Origin of the sequence: Akkermansia sp. 54_46, assembly GCF_001917295.1 — a bacterium.
Taxonomy (GTDB): Bacteria; Verrucomicrobiota; Verrucomicrobiia; order Verrucomicrobiales; family Akkermansiaceae; genus Akkermansia; species Akkermansia muciniphila.
Genome location: NZ_MNUD01000031.1, coordinates 50,197 through 65,930, shown reverse-complemented (window position 1 = coordinate 65,930; position 15,734 = coordinate 50,197). Strand labels below are relative to the sequence as shown.

Genomic DNA, 15,734 nt, shown 5'->3' with positions numbered 1-15,734 from the left:
GAGAACCAGCGAGCGGGGGCGGAGCCGCCCCCCGCAAGATTACATCGGAAGCCTGGCTTCTGCTATAAATGAGGTATTTGATCGGAATCATCAGCCCCCTTCCTCCCTCAATTAAGGTGACGATGGTGTTATATGAAGATGAGCGGGACAAGTATCCGCCATTTCCCGACCTCTACATGCATTGCGTGCAGAGGCCTTTATCATTAACTATCAATAATATCAATTCATCATGGCTATCAAACTCATCGCCAACTACAGCAAGCGCCTCGGCCTGCCGGGGTATTCCTCCCATCAGTTTGAAGTCTCCATCGAAACGGAGATCGGAAATACGTCAGAACTCGATTTTGCCGCAGAACGTCTCTACAGCTCGCTCCAGTCCGCTGTAGATACCCAGATCCGGCGGGTCGGATTTGTCCCTGATGCCTCCTATGGATCGGGAAACATATCCGGCGCTCCGCTTCCTGCCATGCGTCAGGTTTCACGGCTGCCTGAGCCGCCGTCTTCGAATCCTCAGACATCTCACCCCGAAGAACCGGCGTGGAGCTGTTCGGAAAAACAGAGGCAGGTTATCCTATCGCTGGCACGTAAAAACGGGATCAACAATTCCGAACTTCATGATCTGGCCGTACTCTGCTTTGGCAAGGGAGCCTCACAGTTGAACAAGCTGGAGGCATCTTCCCTGATCAACGAACTGATAGAAAAATCAGGAGGAACATCCCGCAAGGCTCCTTCCTTCGGAAGCTGTGCTCGACTTCAGGAGGTTGCTGCACCTGAAATGCGGTAAACATCTGCATATCCCTGTTGCCGGAGCCTTTCCATGGAGGGCTCCGGCAACGGAGTCTTGTTTTATCTGCCGTATCCAGAAATTCCTGAGCCGGGAAGTTTTCCGGCTCTAATCACCAAAACACTTCTTTTCAAAGCAAGTTCTTGTTCAGTAGTAGATATCTTCGGTTCCCAAAAATCACATCATATTGTGATTTTACCAGAAAACAGAGTAGACAGAACATTCAAAACATGATATTTCACATTGTATTGTGAATTTGAGTGATATCGGAACATACATTCGAGAACGACGCCGGATACTGGGCATTACCCTGAAGGATTTGTCCGAACTTTCCGGCATAGGGATCAATACGCTCAATAAAATCGAACTTGGGCAGGCCAACCCGACATTCAGAATCCTGATGGAACTATTCGATGTACTGGGACTGGAAATGTCGTTGAGCCCCAAAAGAACCGATGTGATGAAAGGGCCTGAATCATGAGAAACGCCCTTGTATTGTTGCGGAATATCCCTGCCGGAACGTTGACAGAAGAATCCCCTTCCAGCTATGTATTCCGGTATCTGGATTCCTACCTGATGAGAGAAGAGCTTCCTCCCATCAGCCTGACAATGCCTAAAACCTCCGAAGAGTACCGTTCCCCCCATCTATTTCCCGTTTTCTTCAACATGCTCTCGGAAGGCGTCAACAAGGAAATTCAGTGCCGTCATTTCCATCTGGATGAAAAGGATCATTTCGGGCTGCTCCTTGCAACAGGTCATGATGATACGATTGGAGCATTAACAGTACAGCCTTATACCAACGATGAACATTGACCGTTGCCCCTCGACGCTGGTTCCCGGATTCACCTCCTACAGCCCGGCCGGATTGCGGAAACTGTTCGACGGTAAAAAAGTGTCTCCGATTCTTCCTTATGACGCCCCCGATATTCATGGAGAGCCGGAAGAGTTTCTGAAAAACCGCGAGCATATTTCCATCTCAGGGGTTCAGGAAAAACTCTCTGTTCTTGTTGACCAGGGAACAATCCGTCTGACCAAGTCGGGAGAACAGGGAACGCATCTTCTGAAGCCAATCTCATCACGCCTCGCCCGGGCTTCCGACATGCCGGCCAACGAACACGTGACCATGCAAATTGCCGCTCAGCTATTCGGAATTTCAACGGCTCCCAACGGACTATGCTTTTTTCAGACCGGAGAACCAGCCTATATCACCCGGCGATTTGACATTACTCAGAAGGGCAGTAAACTACGCAAGGAAGACTTCGCCTCACTGGCCGGGAAAACATCCGCCCAGGGCGGTTCCAACTTCAAATATGATTACTCCTACCTGGAAATGGGAGAGCTCATCCAGCGTTACGTCCCCGCGTGGAAAATTGAAATGGAACGCTTCTTCCGTCTGGTGTTGTTCAATTATCTGTTTTCGAACGGCGACGCGCATTTGAAGAATTTTTCCGTACTGGAAACTCCTCAGGGAGATATGACCTTGTCCCCCGCGTACGATCTGCTCAACACAAGCCTGCACATTCAGGACAGCGATTTCGCCCTGTCCGGCGGCTTGTTTCGAGGCGCATCGACGCACACGAATCGCAACCTGTTTGAAGAGTTCGGACGGCAACTGGGGATGCAGGACAAACGCATTAGGACAGTCATCGACCATTTGATGAAATCCAGAGAAGAAGTAGAGACCCTAGTGAAGTGCTCATTCCTCTCTCCCCCGGCCAAACGAGCCTACATGCTCTCCTACAGAACGCGCTACAATACCCTTCGATGAAATTTACCTGCCATTTCCTTGCCCCCTATCATGAAATGAAACTTGTAGAGAACAGATTGCAGGGAAAGGTTTGAAAGCAATTCCGTACCGAGTAAGTTCCGAACAAGCTCAATACAAGTATCGGACAAGTTCAGGAGAACAGTCCCGACATCTTTCCATTCACTCAGACGATTGGCGGTAGGCAGCAATTCTTGCCGGCTGCCCGTTATATAGACTTGAAGACAGGCATTTAGCTTCTGTCTTCATCCCTCAACACCCGTTTCCCATTCGCAGGGGAGCGGGTGTTTTCGTTTCAACCCATATTTCATCATCAATATGTATCCTATCATCGCATTGCCTCATTGTCCGGCGACAGCCCGGCACATCCTGCCTTTGGAAGATACCAGACAGGCAGCTCACCTCCAGCGGAGAAACATCATGCCGGAACCGGCAACGGCTCCAGTAGTTCCTCCGACTGTATTCCGTAAGGGGCTTCTCCTCCATTGCGGGGCTGAAGTCATCGACAGGAGAACTCTGTCCCGTGTGGAAACCCCGTCCTGTACGGAATCGTGGTTCCCGATTCCCCACGACTTCCTTCTGAAGGAAGTGGAATCCCAGCTCACCGCCCACGGCTTCGGGATCGGGGAAACCACCCATGCCCTCAGCCATGAAGGAAAGCGGTATTTCGGAGTTCTCCAAATCCTGCGTCCTGACGATGGCCCCGACGACTACTCGTGGATTGTCGGCATACGCAATTCCCATGACAAGACCTTCCCGGCCTCCCTGGTCATGGGAACGCGCGTCTTCGTCTGCGACAACCTTGCCTTCACCGGAGAAGTGAAACTCTCCCGGAAGCATACGAGGTTCGCCGTGCGGGATCTGCGCTTCATGACCTCCCGCGCCGTCGGAAGGCTGGGAGAGCAATTCCACCGCGAAGACGAACGGATCGCCGCCTACAAAAGACAGAGACTGACCGACAAGGCGACTCATGATCTTCTGATCCGGGCGGTCGACTGCCGGGCCATCACGCCGACCGTTCTGCCGGAAGTCATCAGGTACTGGCGAGAGCCGCTTCATGAGGAATTCCGGCCCCGCACCGTCTGGAGCCTGTTCAACGCCTTCACGGAGCAGTTCAAGGCCGTCAACCCGCATGTGGCTGCCAAACGGAGCCAGGCTCTGCACGGCCTGTGCGATTCCGTCTGCGGCCTGATCGCCTGAGTGTAATAAAAAAGATAACAGGAAAGGAAACATCTCATGAATCCATCCTGCTCATTGACGGGAGCGCAAGCCGCCGTCCTGATCCTCACGCAATCCGTATCCGGACAAACGAGCGATGAGCTGATCGCCTCCTTCCACCCGGAAGAACGGGGACGGGTCAGGCAAATCATTCGCCTGCTGGAACACCGTGGACTGCTCATCCGCCAAACGGAGGAAGACGATCCCTTCGTCTTCCCCCGCACCTGGCATCCCACCTGGGACGGGAGAATAGCCCTGTTGAAGTGGGCCGCCTACCTGGGCAACATCCGGCTGGCCGGCAGGAATACTCGGGCATCAACCGGTTCCCGGACAGTCATCGAACAGGAAGATCATCATCACCCATCATCCGTATGCTGACCTTTCTTCTCGTGACTGTGGCAGGCTGGTTCCTGTTCCCGTGGCTGTTCGCACTCCTCAAATGGGGAATCGTGCTGGCCTTCGGCTTGATAATGGCAGGGCTGCTTCTGTGGTTCTACCTTTGTTGAAGAAACATCCATCCAGATACCGGAACCATGTACCACATCGTCAAATACAAGAGCACGCGCTACTGGGCGGTTCTCCATCACAATGGGAAACTGCTCGCCGTCGTTGTGTACAAAAAAGGCGCTGAGGCCATTGTCCAGGCTTTGGAGCAAATCCTCATCGACGCCGTCACCCACTCACAAACGCCATGCCCATGATTAAAATCATCCTGTTCGAGCTCACCCGCATCCTGCTGGGCTATGCTTCGGACAAGGTTGGCGAGTTCATCCGGAACAAGCAGAGGAACGGCTCTCGTCCTCCTTCCTTTGATGAGGAAGAGGAGGAAGAGGAGGAAGATCTCTGGTCTCAACATCCACCCCGCTGATTCCATGATCCTCGCCCAGCTGCTGCAGGCCATCTACACTCTCATCGCCCGACGATGAGATATGCCTTCCAGGACGATATGTCGTCTGAGGAAGGCGCTCAAGAGGTTGTCCAATCGACTCCTCTTTTTTAGCTGTCAGATCTGTATTTCTTCCTCATCAGAGAAGAAGGAAGGAGTCAGTTCCAGAAGCTGATAACGATTCTTCCTGACTCCCAGATTGTATTCTACGAGAAGAGAAACCAATTGGTCGCCGTCAATCAAATCGATGGGGGTATGGGAGGTGGTACGCCTCGCTTCATCCCTGGCTCCTCTGGAAAAATTGGAAGTCGTCACAATCAAGCCTCGTTCATCTGTTCCCAGACTGCCGTGAAGTTGTTGAACGACAGGAGACTGAACATTGGCTTTCCATCGTTTGGCTTATACCGCCAACTTGATATGAATGACATCATGTACCGTCATAATGCCTCGCACATCAACGCCTCCATCTCCACCATAGGGAGTACTGCTCACCTCTTATGCCTATCCTATTCCTTTGCCTTGAGGAATAAGGAAAAATAGGTGGGATGACGAGTGAAAAGAAAAGGGATGTATTTCATCACGAAGATAATCTTGCGAAAGTAAATTTCATGATTGATTACAAAAGAATTACGTTTATTTGAGGTATTGTTCTTACTGCAGCATGTTTTATAATTGCTGCCATGAAGTGTAAGTTAACATTTCTTCAATCACACCGTTCCTTTTTGGAGGGACGTATGGTTTTTAAAACTCAGTCCCCTCTTTTTGATAATGAGATTGATCCCGATTCCGATCAGGATAGATTCGAATTTTCCGGCAAAAATCCTTCTGCTCTTGGCACAACACGCAATTTCATTATTGTTGAAGTAGAACGACTGACAGCCAAGAAATTTCTGAAGGTACTGAAAGAGCTCAAACAAAAGAATTGTCGTTCATCCAGCAGTTTGGAGGATGCCTTTTTTCTCCCCTCCACTACTCATTACTCCCTATCTTTCGACACAAAATTTGGAAACCCTGGAGCAACACAATTTATGTGGCGTCGACTTTTGTGGAAACGGAGTTCTTTTATGGAAAGGATTTTTCATGATGAGAAACGAATTCAGAAATCAGTACAAGCTATTACCTGTTGCCATGAAGAATCCCTATACGGGCGTGGCGATTCAGGTCGCAGAGACATTGCTGAACTGCAATTTCTTTCCCAGTCAGAAGCACATATACAATTCCATCCTGAAGAAATCCGGACAGATTTCATTATCACAAGTGAATAAGGCTCTCAAAACCAAGGAAGAAGACTCTATTATCTACCGCAGAGGACGCATCATTGGCCTACGGGACGCAGATTCTTTGTTGGCCGTTTTGAAGAAAAATCACAAGCGCGGAAAAGTTGTCAAACGCCATTATGTGACAAAACCACGGGACATTGGTATTCAGCAAATAATCAATTTCATGAATAATGCAGATATTCGGTGGAGCCACTCTCCCCTTTCTTCTCTTCATTATACACAGAATTTCAAGGAACCCGGCCCCTTGGGGTTCCAAGTGAATAATTCAGAACTGTTGATGTCGGCTTTTCCTTTTGAAGAGACGCACCTTCTGGGACAGGCTGATTTTGTTTTTGAGGAAGTGACGGAACCTCTGACCTATTACAATACGACAATCCTTCAGGATGTCCGTCGTCTCAGCAACGATCTGGAATGCTATCTGGAGGTGAATCCCGATAACGAGCAGAGGGAGAAAGCCATTAAAAGTCTCCCTGCGAGGATCATTGACAGAGGATATCACGAAGAGATGCGGAAGAAATATCCGAAATTATTGGGAAAATTGTAATCGTATAACAACTGTATTGTACAAAAAATACGCAATACATTTATTGAAAGTATTTTATGATGAATTGAAGTGTTGTTTGAGGGAGTACTCACCTCTATTCCCAGCGGCAGCGTACGGCTCAACACTCGGGAGATTGAATTTTTCCATGCTTTGATTTGGAGTAACAATACGATGTACGGTTATACTGCATCTGTGCCAGCATTGACAGGAGAATACGCTTTCTACGACTTATCAAAATGAAGCGTTGCGGGGCACTGGAGATGGGCTGGACATTCGTTAAATCATGGTCTCCCTTACAACTCCAGGGCTACTCAAAACAATCACTTATGACGATGGCAAACAGAACCCCGGACACCAGCAAAGTAATCAATACTTTGCCATCTGCTCCTTCTTCGCAAGGCCTTACAGGAGTCGCGACGAGGGCAACATCAAGCAATGTATAGTGTTTGTCAGAAGATTTCTTTTCAAGAAGACCGAATTCGCCTTGATTTAAAAGATCAAATTGAACACTATTTGTCAACTCCTTAATTCCAGATTGTGGAAATGTCTTGGCTTCAGATCGTCCATCGAAGCTCTTGCTCACTGAATGTGGGCAGTGCAGCACGAAAGGCCAAGCAATAAGAACAGTTTGCTTTTTTAATGACGTATGCCCAATCATCCAGCTATAAGCTTCCAATTCGACGATCCCCTCTCCACAATATGCGAGTTTACCATTAATCAAACATCTTTCCGGCTCTGCGGCGCGCTGAGCGTGGTGAATAAAGGGGAGCAGTTGCATGAGGAACTTGTGTTGGATGTTTCGTGCGAGCCCACATTCTTTGCAACGAGGACTTTGCCAATTTTATCGCTACCGGCGCATTCCACACAGTCGCTTGGAGAAATTGTAGTGGATCTGAAAACGGAATTTTTTCTCAAGCTTCCCGAGCAACGCGATGGTACAATTCTCCTAAAATTGAAGAAGGGTGCAGAAACGTTGGCGGAGTGGTCCTCGACTGTTTCACTCGTCCTACCTCAACCCCATCTCACTCTCATCTACGACCATTCGATCAACTACGCGTTCCAACAGAACGCGATTCCGGTGGTGAAGGAGTTGCGCTTGCAGAACAACGGCGTGGCGAGGAAGAACCTGGTGTTGCGGTTGACGACCGAACCCGCCTTCGCGCCGTCCGCCGAAATTCGACTTCAATCCATCGAACCTGCCGGTGAATTCAGGGTCTCGCCGCCGAATCTGAATCTGAAATTGAGTCACGATTTCCTCGCCGAACTGAACGAAAAGGTTGCCGGATGGTTGAAGGTGGAGATGCTGGACGGCCATGAGGTCGTTCAGTCGATCACGGAGCCAATTACACTTCTTGCCCGAAATGAGTGGTGTGGGCTGGTAGCTTTGCCGGAAATTCTGGCTGCCTTCGTGCTACCAAACGACCCGGTGGTGATGACTATTCTAAGCCGGGCATCCGATGTGTTAAAGGAAGCCACGGGCCGTTCCGGGCTAAATGGGTATCAGGATAAGAGCCGCAAGAGAGCATGGGAACAGGTTGCCTCGATATACAAAGCCATTGGTGAGCTAGGCATCCGTTACATCAATCCTCCTGCAAGCTTTGAAACCAGCGGGCAGAAGGTTCGTTTTCCATCGGAAATCGTCAGCCAGCGCTTTGGCACTTGCCTTGATCTGGCTCTGCTCTTTGCCGCCTGTTGCGAGCAGTCTGGATTGAGACCTTTCGTGTTCATTCACGATGGTCACGCCTATGCCGGTTGTTGGCTTGAGGCACGGAGTCTTCCGGAACCTGCAGGTGATGATTTGCAACAGGTCAGAAAATTCGAGGCGGACGACTTGATCGCTGTCTTCGAGACGACCACCGTGACCAACGACCAACCGGGCACACTCGAAGATGCCGAGCGGCTCGCCAAGCCGCATCTCATAACCGAGAAGCCATTCCGACTTGCTCTCGATGTCCATGCATCGCGGTCCGCGAGGATTTTGCCGCTTCTGATGCCAGGTCAGGTACTCACCATTCCGGGTACACCAGGTGCGTCACCCACGAGTGGAGCTTCGAGCGGACTTGGTTCACGTGAATTTCCCGACGATATCCCCATCCCTGACGGTGGCCCTGCGAAGCCCGTCAATAGGATTGACCTTTGGAAAAGCCGTCTGCTAGACCTCAGCTTACGCAACCGCCTTCTGAATTTCCGAGAAACGAAATCGACCATCCGCATTCTTTCCGAACCTGAGTATGTGGAGGACGCGCTCGCTGCGGAGCGCGAGTTGTCCCTGCGGCCGAAGCCGAAGGTGATGAGCGAGGAGGATCCGCGCAATGCAGCAACCTTCACCAAGGAGCAACGCGCCGATGCCGTGAAGGATTATTTGCAGGATGAGCTTCGCCAGGGGCGTTTGCACACGCATATGGATGAAAGCGAACACGCCCAGCGTCTAACGGAACTCTTCCGTTCGGCTCGGAATGCGCTGGACGAGAAAGGGGCGAACACCCTTTTCGCCGCAGTTGGCATCTTGGAGTGGCGTGAGACACAGCACAGTGATCGCATCCATCGAGCCCCCCTGTTGTTGGTGCCGGTGGAACTGAAACGCAAATCTGTCCTCGAAGGCTTCACCCTTCGCCGGATTGATGAGGAGACACGAATCAATGTCACGCTAATGGAGATGCTTCGGCAAAACTTTCAAAAGGAAGTTCCCGGACTTGATCCATTGCCAGAGGATGAGTGCGGAGTGAATGTGAATCACGTTCTTCGGCTCTTCCGTGATTCCGTGCGCGATCTTGCTGGCTGGGAAGTGAAGCCGGAAGTCTGGCTGAGCCAATTCTCCTTCACCAAATTCCTGCTTTGGAAAGACCTCTCCGACCGCCTGGAAGACCTCACCAAGAACAGGATAGTCAACCACCTTATCCACCAGGCAGGCACGCCGATTCCGAATCCCTCGGTGGACATCCGTGCCCACGAGTTGGACGACCGGTTCCATCCACGCGACGTGTTCTGCCCCCGTAGCGCGGATTCGTCCCAGCTCGCAGCGGTAATGGCTGCGGCGGACGGGCACGATTTCGTACTCGAAGGCCCACCCGGCACTGGCAAGTCACAGACCATTACCAACATCATTGCGCACTGCCTCGCGGTCGGAAAACGCGTACTCTTCGTCGCGGAGAAGCGGGCCGCGCTCGATGTGGTACATCGACGCCTGCGCGAAGACGGACTCGAACCGTTCTGTCTTGAGTTACATTCCAACAAGACCGGGAAGGCGGACGTGCTTGCCCAGTTCAACCGCAGCTTGAAATTCGCCGAAGACCTTGAGACCACGGACTGGGAGCATCAAGCCTCGGATCTCGAACGAGTGCGAACTGCATTGAATTCTTACACCCGCGCCCTCCACCGACGCACTCCTTGTGGCCTCAGTGCTCACCAATGTCTTGATTATCTGCTGGTGCGCAAGGACGAGCCTGTCGTGAAAATGGATGGCTGGGAGGCCATTCTCGAAACTACGCCCGAAATGCTTGGACGTGCCCGGGAAGTGGCGAAGCTCATGCAGGATCGCTCGCGTCCGCTAATGCCGCTGGCGAATCATACTCTTGCACCACTTGCATGCGAAGAGTGGGCGCCTGGATGGGCAGAAAGGACATTGGATCTAAACACAGAGTTCGCCGGAAGGTGCCAAGAGGTTTCCCTAGCATCCCGAGACTTGCTGGAATGGATGCAGTTTGACTGTGTTCTGTCGCAGGATGGTCTGTGCCGCCTCGATTCACTGTTGGAATCGTTGCTCTCGCCCGAACCCGTGGGGCCAGCATTCGCAACAAGCCCATGGTCTCGACTTTCGGCAGATCTGAACTATTGGATCGCATTGGCGAAGGAACGGAGTGAACTCCGTGCAACTTTGGCTCCACTGTATATTGCCCGTCCTGCCGGAACCGTGACAGTTCAGTGTGAAGGAGACACTCAGGAGGCAGCAGAGAAGCTTTTCCAAAAGGGACGGGAACTTGAAGACTTGCTGAAATCGGCGGCAAATGCGACAGACAACATGCTTAGATGGCTTCAAGCCCCAGCGATGCAAATCACGCGTGAACAACTAATTAATCTGGTCGCATGGGCCGAAAGCCTGCTGGATACATATGAAGTCGGCACTGACTTTGCAAAGATTTCCTGGGAGACTTGGTCGCCCTCGCTCGACCACTGGATTTCCCTGGTGCGCGAACGATCTGGTATTCGGGCTAAACTTGACGGTTACGAGGAAACAAAACTCTTGGCTCTTGATCTAAACCGGCTCCAACAGAAATGGCAAAAGGCACAGTCAACATGGTTCCTCCCGAAAGTGCTGAATACCGCTTTAGTCCGCAGCAATCTCAGAAAAGCCTTGTCCGGCAAGATCGAACTCGATAAATCGGAAATAGGCAATGTGATTCTTTCTGCGATTCGCCTGCACGATATCAATGAGGAACTTGCCTCCATCTACACAATTGCTGAAGCGATGTTAGGAAAAAGCTGGAGAGGAGGCGAGCCAGATATCGAACAAATGGAGCGAATACGGTCATGGGGAGAAACCTTGCATCAGCGTATGAGCAAATTGACCGGGGCCGATGCCGCCTGGAGCTCTTCAATACAAAACCTACTGGTTGAACATTTCCAATCCGGCCCCTTGGCATTTGCCGCAGGAATGCCGACCGGCAACCTGTTGACTGCCATGCAGGATGCATTCAAAGCATTTGATATTACATTCGAATCATTTGCGACAGCGGGCGCATGGAATCGAGTCCCGCTTGAGGAGGCACCTGATTATTTGCCGGCAGTATCCACGATGTTGCAAACATTCCTACAAGCTGCGCCCCGACTTCGCGAAATTAATTCAGCGTTTTCTCAGGCAGCATCCACCGCTCAGGAGTGCCTCGGTGTGCTTTGGAAGAAGGGGGAACCAGATGCACAGGCGGTCACCAAGGCACAAGTTTGGGGTAAAACCCTTCATGCCCGAATGGTCGCATTTGCAGGTGAGAATTTCGACTGGCTCAATTCCTTTCGGCAGCTTCTTGCTCGCCTCTTCTCGGAAGGCCCGACATTCTATGCGGCAGACACGGCCATAGGCGTGCGTATGGCGCGCTTCCGGGAGCAATGGTCAGCCTTCAATGAGAACTTGAACCGATACGGTCAAGAACTTCATCTTAGGCGGGAAGAACTCAATCAGGCTTCCGATTACCTGGCTGCTACATTTGCCCTAACTGAGCGCGTTGCCAGCGGATGGCCGAAAATACGGGAATGGTGTTTGTGGCAAAAAGTCCGTCAAGAAGCGATTCGCCTCGGATTAACGCCCTTGGTTGAGAAGCTGGAATCTGCGGAAGGAACAGACGTCGAGGTCTTAGGATTATTCGAACGGAGCTTCCGGCGCGGACTACTTTTCGCAATCATCGAGAAGGAATCCGCTCTCCGGGAGTTTTTTGGTAATGAACACAACAAACGAATCGAATGTTTCCGGGAACTGGACGAACATCTCGCCAATCTTTCCAAGGATTTGATCCGGGCTCGGCTTGCAGCCGGCATTCCAAGGGAGGATGGAATGGACGACATTCCCAAGGCGGAAATTGGTTTGTTGAGAAAGGAAATCGGTAAACGCATGCGCCATATCCCCGTGCGGCAGTTGATTGGGCACATTCCTACCTTGCTGCCCCGCTTGAAACCCTGTGTACTGATGAGTCCGCTTTCTGTGGCTCAATATCTCGAAGCATCCCACGAGCCCTTCGATGTCGTGATTTTCGACGAAGCATCACAAATTCCAGTCTGGGATGCAGTCGGAGCCATTGCCCGAGGCAAGCAGCTAATTGTTGTTGGTGATCCCAAGCAACTCCCGCCGACGAACTTCTTCTCCACCAATATGGATGACGAGGATGATTTGACTCCCGAGGAGCACAAGGATCTTGAAAGCATCCTCGATGAACTAATGACCCACGGACTGCGCCATAAGCGTTTGCAATGGCACTACCGCAGCCGGCACGAGGGGCTCATTACCTTTAGCAACCGGCAATATTATGAAAATGACCTCCTGACGTTCCCCTCTCCTGAGATCGAGAACGAGGGCGTACATTTCCGGCACCTTCCGAATGCCCGGTACGACAAGGGTAAATCTCGCACGAACCGGCAGGAGGCGGAGGCATTGGTGCAGGAGTTGGTTTCACGCCTCCGGAATCCTTCCCTACCGCCCCGCTCATATGGAGTCATCACCTTCAGTCAGGCTCAGCAAGTGTTGATTCAGAACCTTCTGGATGAAGAGCGTCGCAAGTATCCTGAGATTGAGCCTCATTTTGGCGATGAACCGCCAGTGGAAGGCGAGCCGGTGTTTGTGAAAAATCTGGAAAACGTTCAAGGCGACGAACGCGACGTGATCTTTTTCTCAATCTGCTACGGTTTGGACGAAGCCGGTAAACTCTCAATGAATTTCGGTCCGTTAAACCGTGATGGTGGCGAGCGCCGCCTAAATGTGGCAGTAACCCGAGCCAAGCATGAGATGTTTGTTTTCAGCGGATTGCGAGGAGATCAAATCGATCTTACCCGGACGCGTGCACGAGGTTCCAAAGATTTGAAATACTTTCTTGAATATGCCGAACGCGGACCTCGTGCCCTGATTGCCGCAACCAGTATCCCCACCAACGCCGAGGCCGATTCGGAATTTGAACGCATGGTGGCGGATAGGATTCGGTCTGCGGGTTACGATGTCCATCACCAAGTCGGATGTTCCGGCTATCGGATCGACCTTGCCGTCGTGGATTCAAAATCACCGGGTAGATATCTGCTGGGTGTGGAGTGTGATGGTGCCACCTATCACCGCGCTGCAACGGCAAGGGATCGAGATAAACTGCGACAGGCGGTTTTGGAGGGGCTGGGTTGGACGCTCCACCGGATTTGGTCCACCGACTGGTGGCACAACGCAAATTCGGAAATGGAAAAGCTGCTTACTGCCATCTCAGCAGCCGAAAATGCCAGAGAACTTGAACTTGCCGACGAAGAGACGCCGAGATTTGTTGCCGGAAATTCATCTTCTACGCTAACGGTTCGTGAAGATCCCATCAGCTCTGAAACATCCGACCACAGACCAACCGTTACACCATCTGAAGCGCCGAAATCTTCCTTCTACGAAGTGACAGATCTCACGTCATTTTTGTCAAAGATGTCACCTCTAAGATTTTATGATTCGGACTACGACCCCATACTCATGGAGTTGATCGGGCACATCGTCGAGAAGGAAGGTCCTATTCTCGACAGCTTACTGGTTAATCGAATTGCACGAGCACATGGATTCCAACGAAGTGGAAACGTGATTCATAAGCGCGTTCTTGAAATCGCAAAGCGGTATTTTCACATCAAGCCGGATCAGGTCGGCGGCTCCTTCGTCTGGCGCGACGACGGCTTGCCTGATCGTTGGGTCAAATTCAGAATTCCGACATCAGAGGAAAGCACCAGAAAGATTGAGGAAATTGCATTCGAAGAGCTTAAAGCCGCACTGCCGTCTACCCCGGTGCAGGATGTTCCTCTTGAGCTTGCAAGAACCTTTGGAATCCGACGTCTAGCCGCCGGCGCTAGGACGCGCCTCGAAGCTGTGATCCGACTGTCTGTCCAACACCACAACGGTGATCGTAACTAAAAATCGCGAATTCGTCATATTTGCATATCTGATTGCTCTCTCATGACTCGACTCACAGCCATCCTCCTCCTCCAAACGTCTTTACGCATCAGGATGCATTTCCCATAGTGTTACATAGGTAATCTCTATTTTGACTCTATTTTTTTGCATTAGAATCAAGCGTTCCGGTTTTACGAGGTTTTTCAATGGACGGAGTTAAGAGGCAAGTGTGCCGTGGTCAGCTCGTATATCGCTTCCAACGAAGCTGCAAGAACAGCCGGAATGGGAGCGGCGCAGCAGTCCGAGGAGATGTTCAAATATGAGACCTGTCGACGAATGTTGCAGGATTTCGGCTTTCAATCGGCAAGTGTTGCCTCCTGCGAGAAGTTTGAGAGCAAGGTGAAGGAGATGTTCATCAGGGAGCCGGGGCGCATGAAACTGCTGATCGTGGTCGACAAGTTGCTGACGGGGTTTGACGCTCCTCCAGCCACTTATTTGTATATCGACAAAAAAATGCAGGATCACGGTCTCTTTCAGGCGATCTGCCGTGTCAATCGGCTTGACGGCGAGAGCAAGGAGTTCGGTTATATCGTCGACTACAAGGATCTCTTTTTAAGCCTGGGAAAAGCTGTCAAGTCCTTCACGGGGGAAGCCTTCGAGAATTATGAATCCGCTGATGTGCAGGGATTGCTCAAGGATCGGCTCACAGAAGCCAACAAACTGCTGGCGCAGCGGCTCGACCGTCTGCGCGCTCTTTGCGAACCCGTCGAGGAGCCGAAGGGCCTGGATGAATATCTGGATTATTTCTGTATGGGTGAAAACCTGGAGAAACATCAGCGGCAGCGCGTCGAACTCTATAGGGGAACAGCGGCTTTGATGCGAGCCTATGCCAAAGTTTGCGATGAACTTGATTTGGCCGGGTACAGCAAAGAGCAGATTGTCCTGATCCGGAAGGAGGTTGAGCTCTTTGCCAATGCCAGGGACGCCGTCAAACTGGCAAGCGGAGACTACATCGATATGAAAATGTATGAGGCGGAAATGCGCAATCTGATCGATACCTACGTCCATGCATCGGATGCGGAGAGTGTTTCCACGCTGGAGGATATGGGAATGGTGGAACTGCTGGTCAACCGGACGGAAGAAATCATCCGCGACACCGAGCGGAAAACGGGCAAACACGCAGCGGAAAGCATCAGCAATAACCTGAAAAAGGAAATTACGGAAAAACGATCGCTCAACCCCAGATTCTACGACAGCATGGGAACACTGCTGGTCAGGCTGTTGGAAGACCACAAAAAAGGAATTGTCGAATACAAGGATTTTCTGGAGAAGGTGGTGGATCTTGCAAAAAAGATAAAGTACGGAGAAAAACCTCGCGCGCAATCGATCAATACACCACGACTCAAGGCCTTATACGACAATGCTCCTGTTCCACGCAGACATGCGGAACGGTTCCCGGAGCAATTCGCTCTGGTAATGGACAGAAAGTGTGCCGAGATGCAGGCGGGATTTCAAGACCCTCTTTCATTACGTTATCGGGAAGCCAGATTTCTGATTCAGGAAGGCCTGGAAGAGCTGGCGGACGAATTCGGTCTCGATATCAATGACGAAGCGATTGAAAAGATTTTCAATCTGGCGAAGCAGTATTAGGGCAAAC

The 15,734-nt window shown here is 51.2% G+C and carries 14 protein-coding genes and 1 pseudogene; 13 read left to right on the top strand and 2 right to left on the bottom strand.

From position 1 onward, the window contains the following. Window positions 1-229 precede the first annotated feature (229 nt). The 9 genes from BHW66_RS06345 to BHW66_RS06305 all read left to right on the top strand — a co-directional run bounded on the left by BHW66_RS06345 (window position 230) and on the right by BHW66_RS06305 (window position 4,635). Window positions 230-784 (top strand): hypothetical protein, encoded by a 555-nt coding sequence (locus BHW66_RS06345; RefSeq protein WP_102734757.1) that lies wholly within the window; start codon window positions 230-232, stop codon window positions 782-784. 250 nt (window positions 785-1,034) lie between these two features. Further along, entirely contained in the window at window positions 1,035-1,265 is a 231-nt protein-coding gene (locus BHW66_RS06340; RefSeq protein WP_094139776.1) for a helix-turn-helix transcriptional regulator, read from the top strand. After that, window positions 1,262-1,597 (top strand): HipA N-terminal domain-containing protein, encoded by a 336-nt coding sequence (locus tag BHW66_RS06335; protein WP_046436046.1) that lies wholly within the window; start codon window positions 1,262-1,264, stop codon window positions 1,595-1,597. Before BHW66_RS06340 ends, BHW66_RS06335 begins: the two co-directional genes overlap by 4 nt. Then, complete coding sequence (locus BHW66_RS06330; protein WP_102734756.1) at window positions 1,587-2,552, top strand: HipA domain-containing protein; 966 nt, start codon at window positions 1,587-1,589, stop codon at window positions 2,550-2,552. The genes BHW66_RS06335 and BHW66_RS06330 overlap by 11 nt, the downstream gene beginning before the upstream one ends. A gap of 417 nt (window positions 2,553-2,969) precedes the next feature. Further along, the gene (locus BHW66_RS06325; protein ID WP_237970299.1) at window positions 2,970-3,749 is read left to right on the top strand and encodes a DUF932 domain-containing protein; all 780 of its coding nucleotides are present in this window, start codon (window positions 2,970-2,972) and stop codon (window positions 3,747-3,749) included. A gap of 36 nt (window positions 3,750-3,785) precedes the next feature. Then, window positions 3,786-4,145, top strand: a complete 360-nt coding sequence (locus tag BHW66_RS06320) for a hypothetical protein (RefSeq protein ID WP_128153687.1) — start codon at window positions 3,786-3,788, stop codon at window positions 4,143-4,145. Then, window positions 4,139-4,273, top strand: coding sequence for a hypothetical protein (locus tag BHW66_RS06315; RefSeq protein ID WP_257227976.1), 135 nt, complete (start codon window positions 4,139-4,141; stop codon window positions 4,271-4,273). Before BHW66_RS06320 ends, BHW66_RS06315 begins: the two co-directional genes overlap by 7 nt. A 27-nt stretch (window positions 4,274-4,300) precedes the next feature. After that, a complete protein-coding gene (locus BHW66_RS06310) occupies window positions 4,301-4,468 on the top strand; it encodes a hypothetical protein (protein ID WP_153816449.1) in 168 nt (55 codons plus the stop codon). Next, window positions 4,465-4,635: a hypothetical protein gene (locus BHW66_RS06305; RefSeq protein ID WP_237970298.1), complete on the top strand. Its 171-nt coding sequence runs from the start codon at window positions 4,465-4,467 to the stop codon at window positions 4,633-4,635. The genes BHW66_RS06310 and BHW66_RS06305 overlap by 4 nt, the downstream gene beginning before the upstream one ends. 135 nt (window positions 4,636-4,770) lie before the next feature. On the opposite strand, the pseudogene BHW66_RS06300 reads toward BHW66_RS06305, so the two are convergent. Then, a pseudogene (locus BHW66_RS06300) lies at window positions 4,771-5,040 on the bottom strand (restriction endonuclease); the annotation flags it as partial. Window positions 5,041-5,333: 293 nt separating this feature from the next. Here BHW66_RS06300 and BHW66_RS06295 point away from each other — a divergent pair. Beyond that, window positions 5,334-5,918, top strand: coding sequence for a hypothetical protein (locus BHW66_RS06295; RefSeq protein WP_128153685.1), 585 nt, complete (start codon window positions 5,334-5,336; stop codon window positions 5,916-5,918). After that, window positions 5,911-6,477, top strand: coding sequence for a hypothetical protein (locus BHW66_RS06290; RefSeq protein WP_217730334.1), 567 nt, complete (start codon window positions 5,911-5,913; stop codon window positions 6,475-6,477). The genes BHW66_RS06295 and BHW66_RS06290 overlap by 8 nt, the downstream gene beginning before the upstream one ends. Window positions 6,478-6,784: 307 nt before the next feature. On the opposite strand, the gene BHW66_RS06285 is transcribed toward BHW66_RS06290, so the two are convergent. Then, window positions 6,785-7,255 (bottom strand): hypothetical protein, encoded by a 471-nt coding sequence (locus BHW66_RS06285; RefSeq protein WP_161994128.1) that lies wholly within the window; start codon window positions 7,253-7,255, stop codon window positions 6,785-6,787. On the opposite strand from BHW66_RS06285, the gene BHW66_RS06280 reads away from it, so the two are divergent. Continuing rightward, entirely contained in the window at window positions 7,229-14,098 is a 6,870-nt protein-coding gene (locus BHW66_RS06280; protein WP_161994294.1) for a DUF3320 domain-containing protein, read from the top strand. The two genes, BHW66_RS06285 and BHW66_RS06280, sit on opposite strands and share 27 nt — an antisense overlap. Window positions 14,099-14,311: 213 nt before the next feature. After that, entirely contained in the window at window positions 14,312-15,727 is a 1,416-nt protein-coding gene (locus BHW66_RS06275; protein ID WP_286688964.1) for a hypothetical protein, read from the top strand. Window positions 15,728-15,734: the final 7 nt, after the last annotated feature.

Bases quoted from the DNA above. Each gene is read 5' to 3' on its own strand.
- BHW66_RS06345 (WP_102734757.1), top strand. From the start codon at position 230: ATGGCTATCAAACTCATCGCCAACTACAGCAAGCGCCTCGGCCTGCCG.
- BHW66_RS06335 (WP_046436046.1), top strand. From the start codon at position 1,262: ATGAGAAACGCCCTTGTATTGTTGCGGAATATCCCTGCCGGAACGTTG.
- BHW66_RS06330 (WP_102734756.1), top strand. From the start codon at position 1,587: ATGAACATTGACCGTTGCCCCTCGACGCTGGTTCCCGGATTCACCTCC.
- BHW66_RS06325 (WP_237970299.1), top strand. From the start codon at position 2,970: ATGCCGGAACCGGCAACGGCTCCAGTAGTTCCTCCGACTGTATTCCGT.
- BHW66_RS06320 (WP_128153687.1), top strand. From the start codon at position 3,786: ATGAATCCATCCTGCTCATTGACGGGAGCGCAAGCCGCCGTCCTGATC.
- BHW66_RS06315 (WP_257227976.1), top strand. From the start codon at position 4,139: ATGCTGACCTTTCTTCTCGTGACTGTGGCAGGCTGGTTCCTGTTCCCG.
- BHW66_RS06310 (WP_153816449.1), top strand. From the start codon at position 4,301: ATGTACCACATCGTCAAATACAAGAGCACGCGCTACTGGGCGGTTCTC.
- BHW66_RS06305 (WP_237970298.1), top strand. From the start codon at position 4,465: ATGATTAAAATCATCCTGTTCGAGCTCACCCGCATCCTGCTGGGCTAT.
- BHW66_RS06295 (WP_128153685.1), top strand. From the start codon at position 5,334: ATGAAGTGTAAGTTAACATTTCTTCAATCACACCGTTCCTTTTTGGAG.
- BHW66_RS06285 (WP_161994128.1), bottom strand. From the start codon at position 7,255: ATGCAACTGCTCCCCTTTATTCACCACGCTCAGCGCGCCGCAGAGCCG.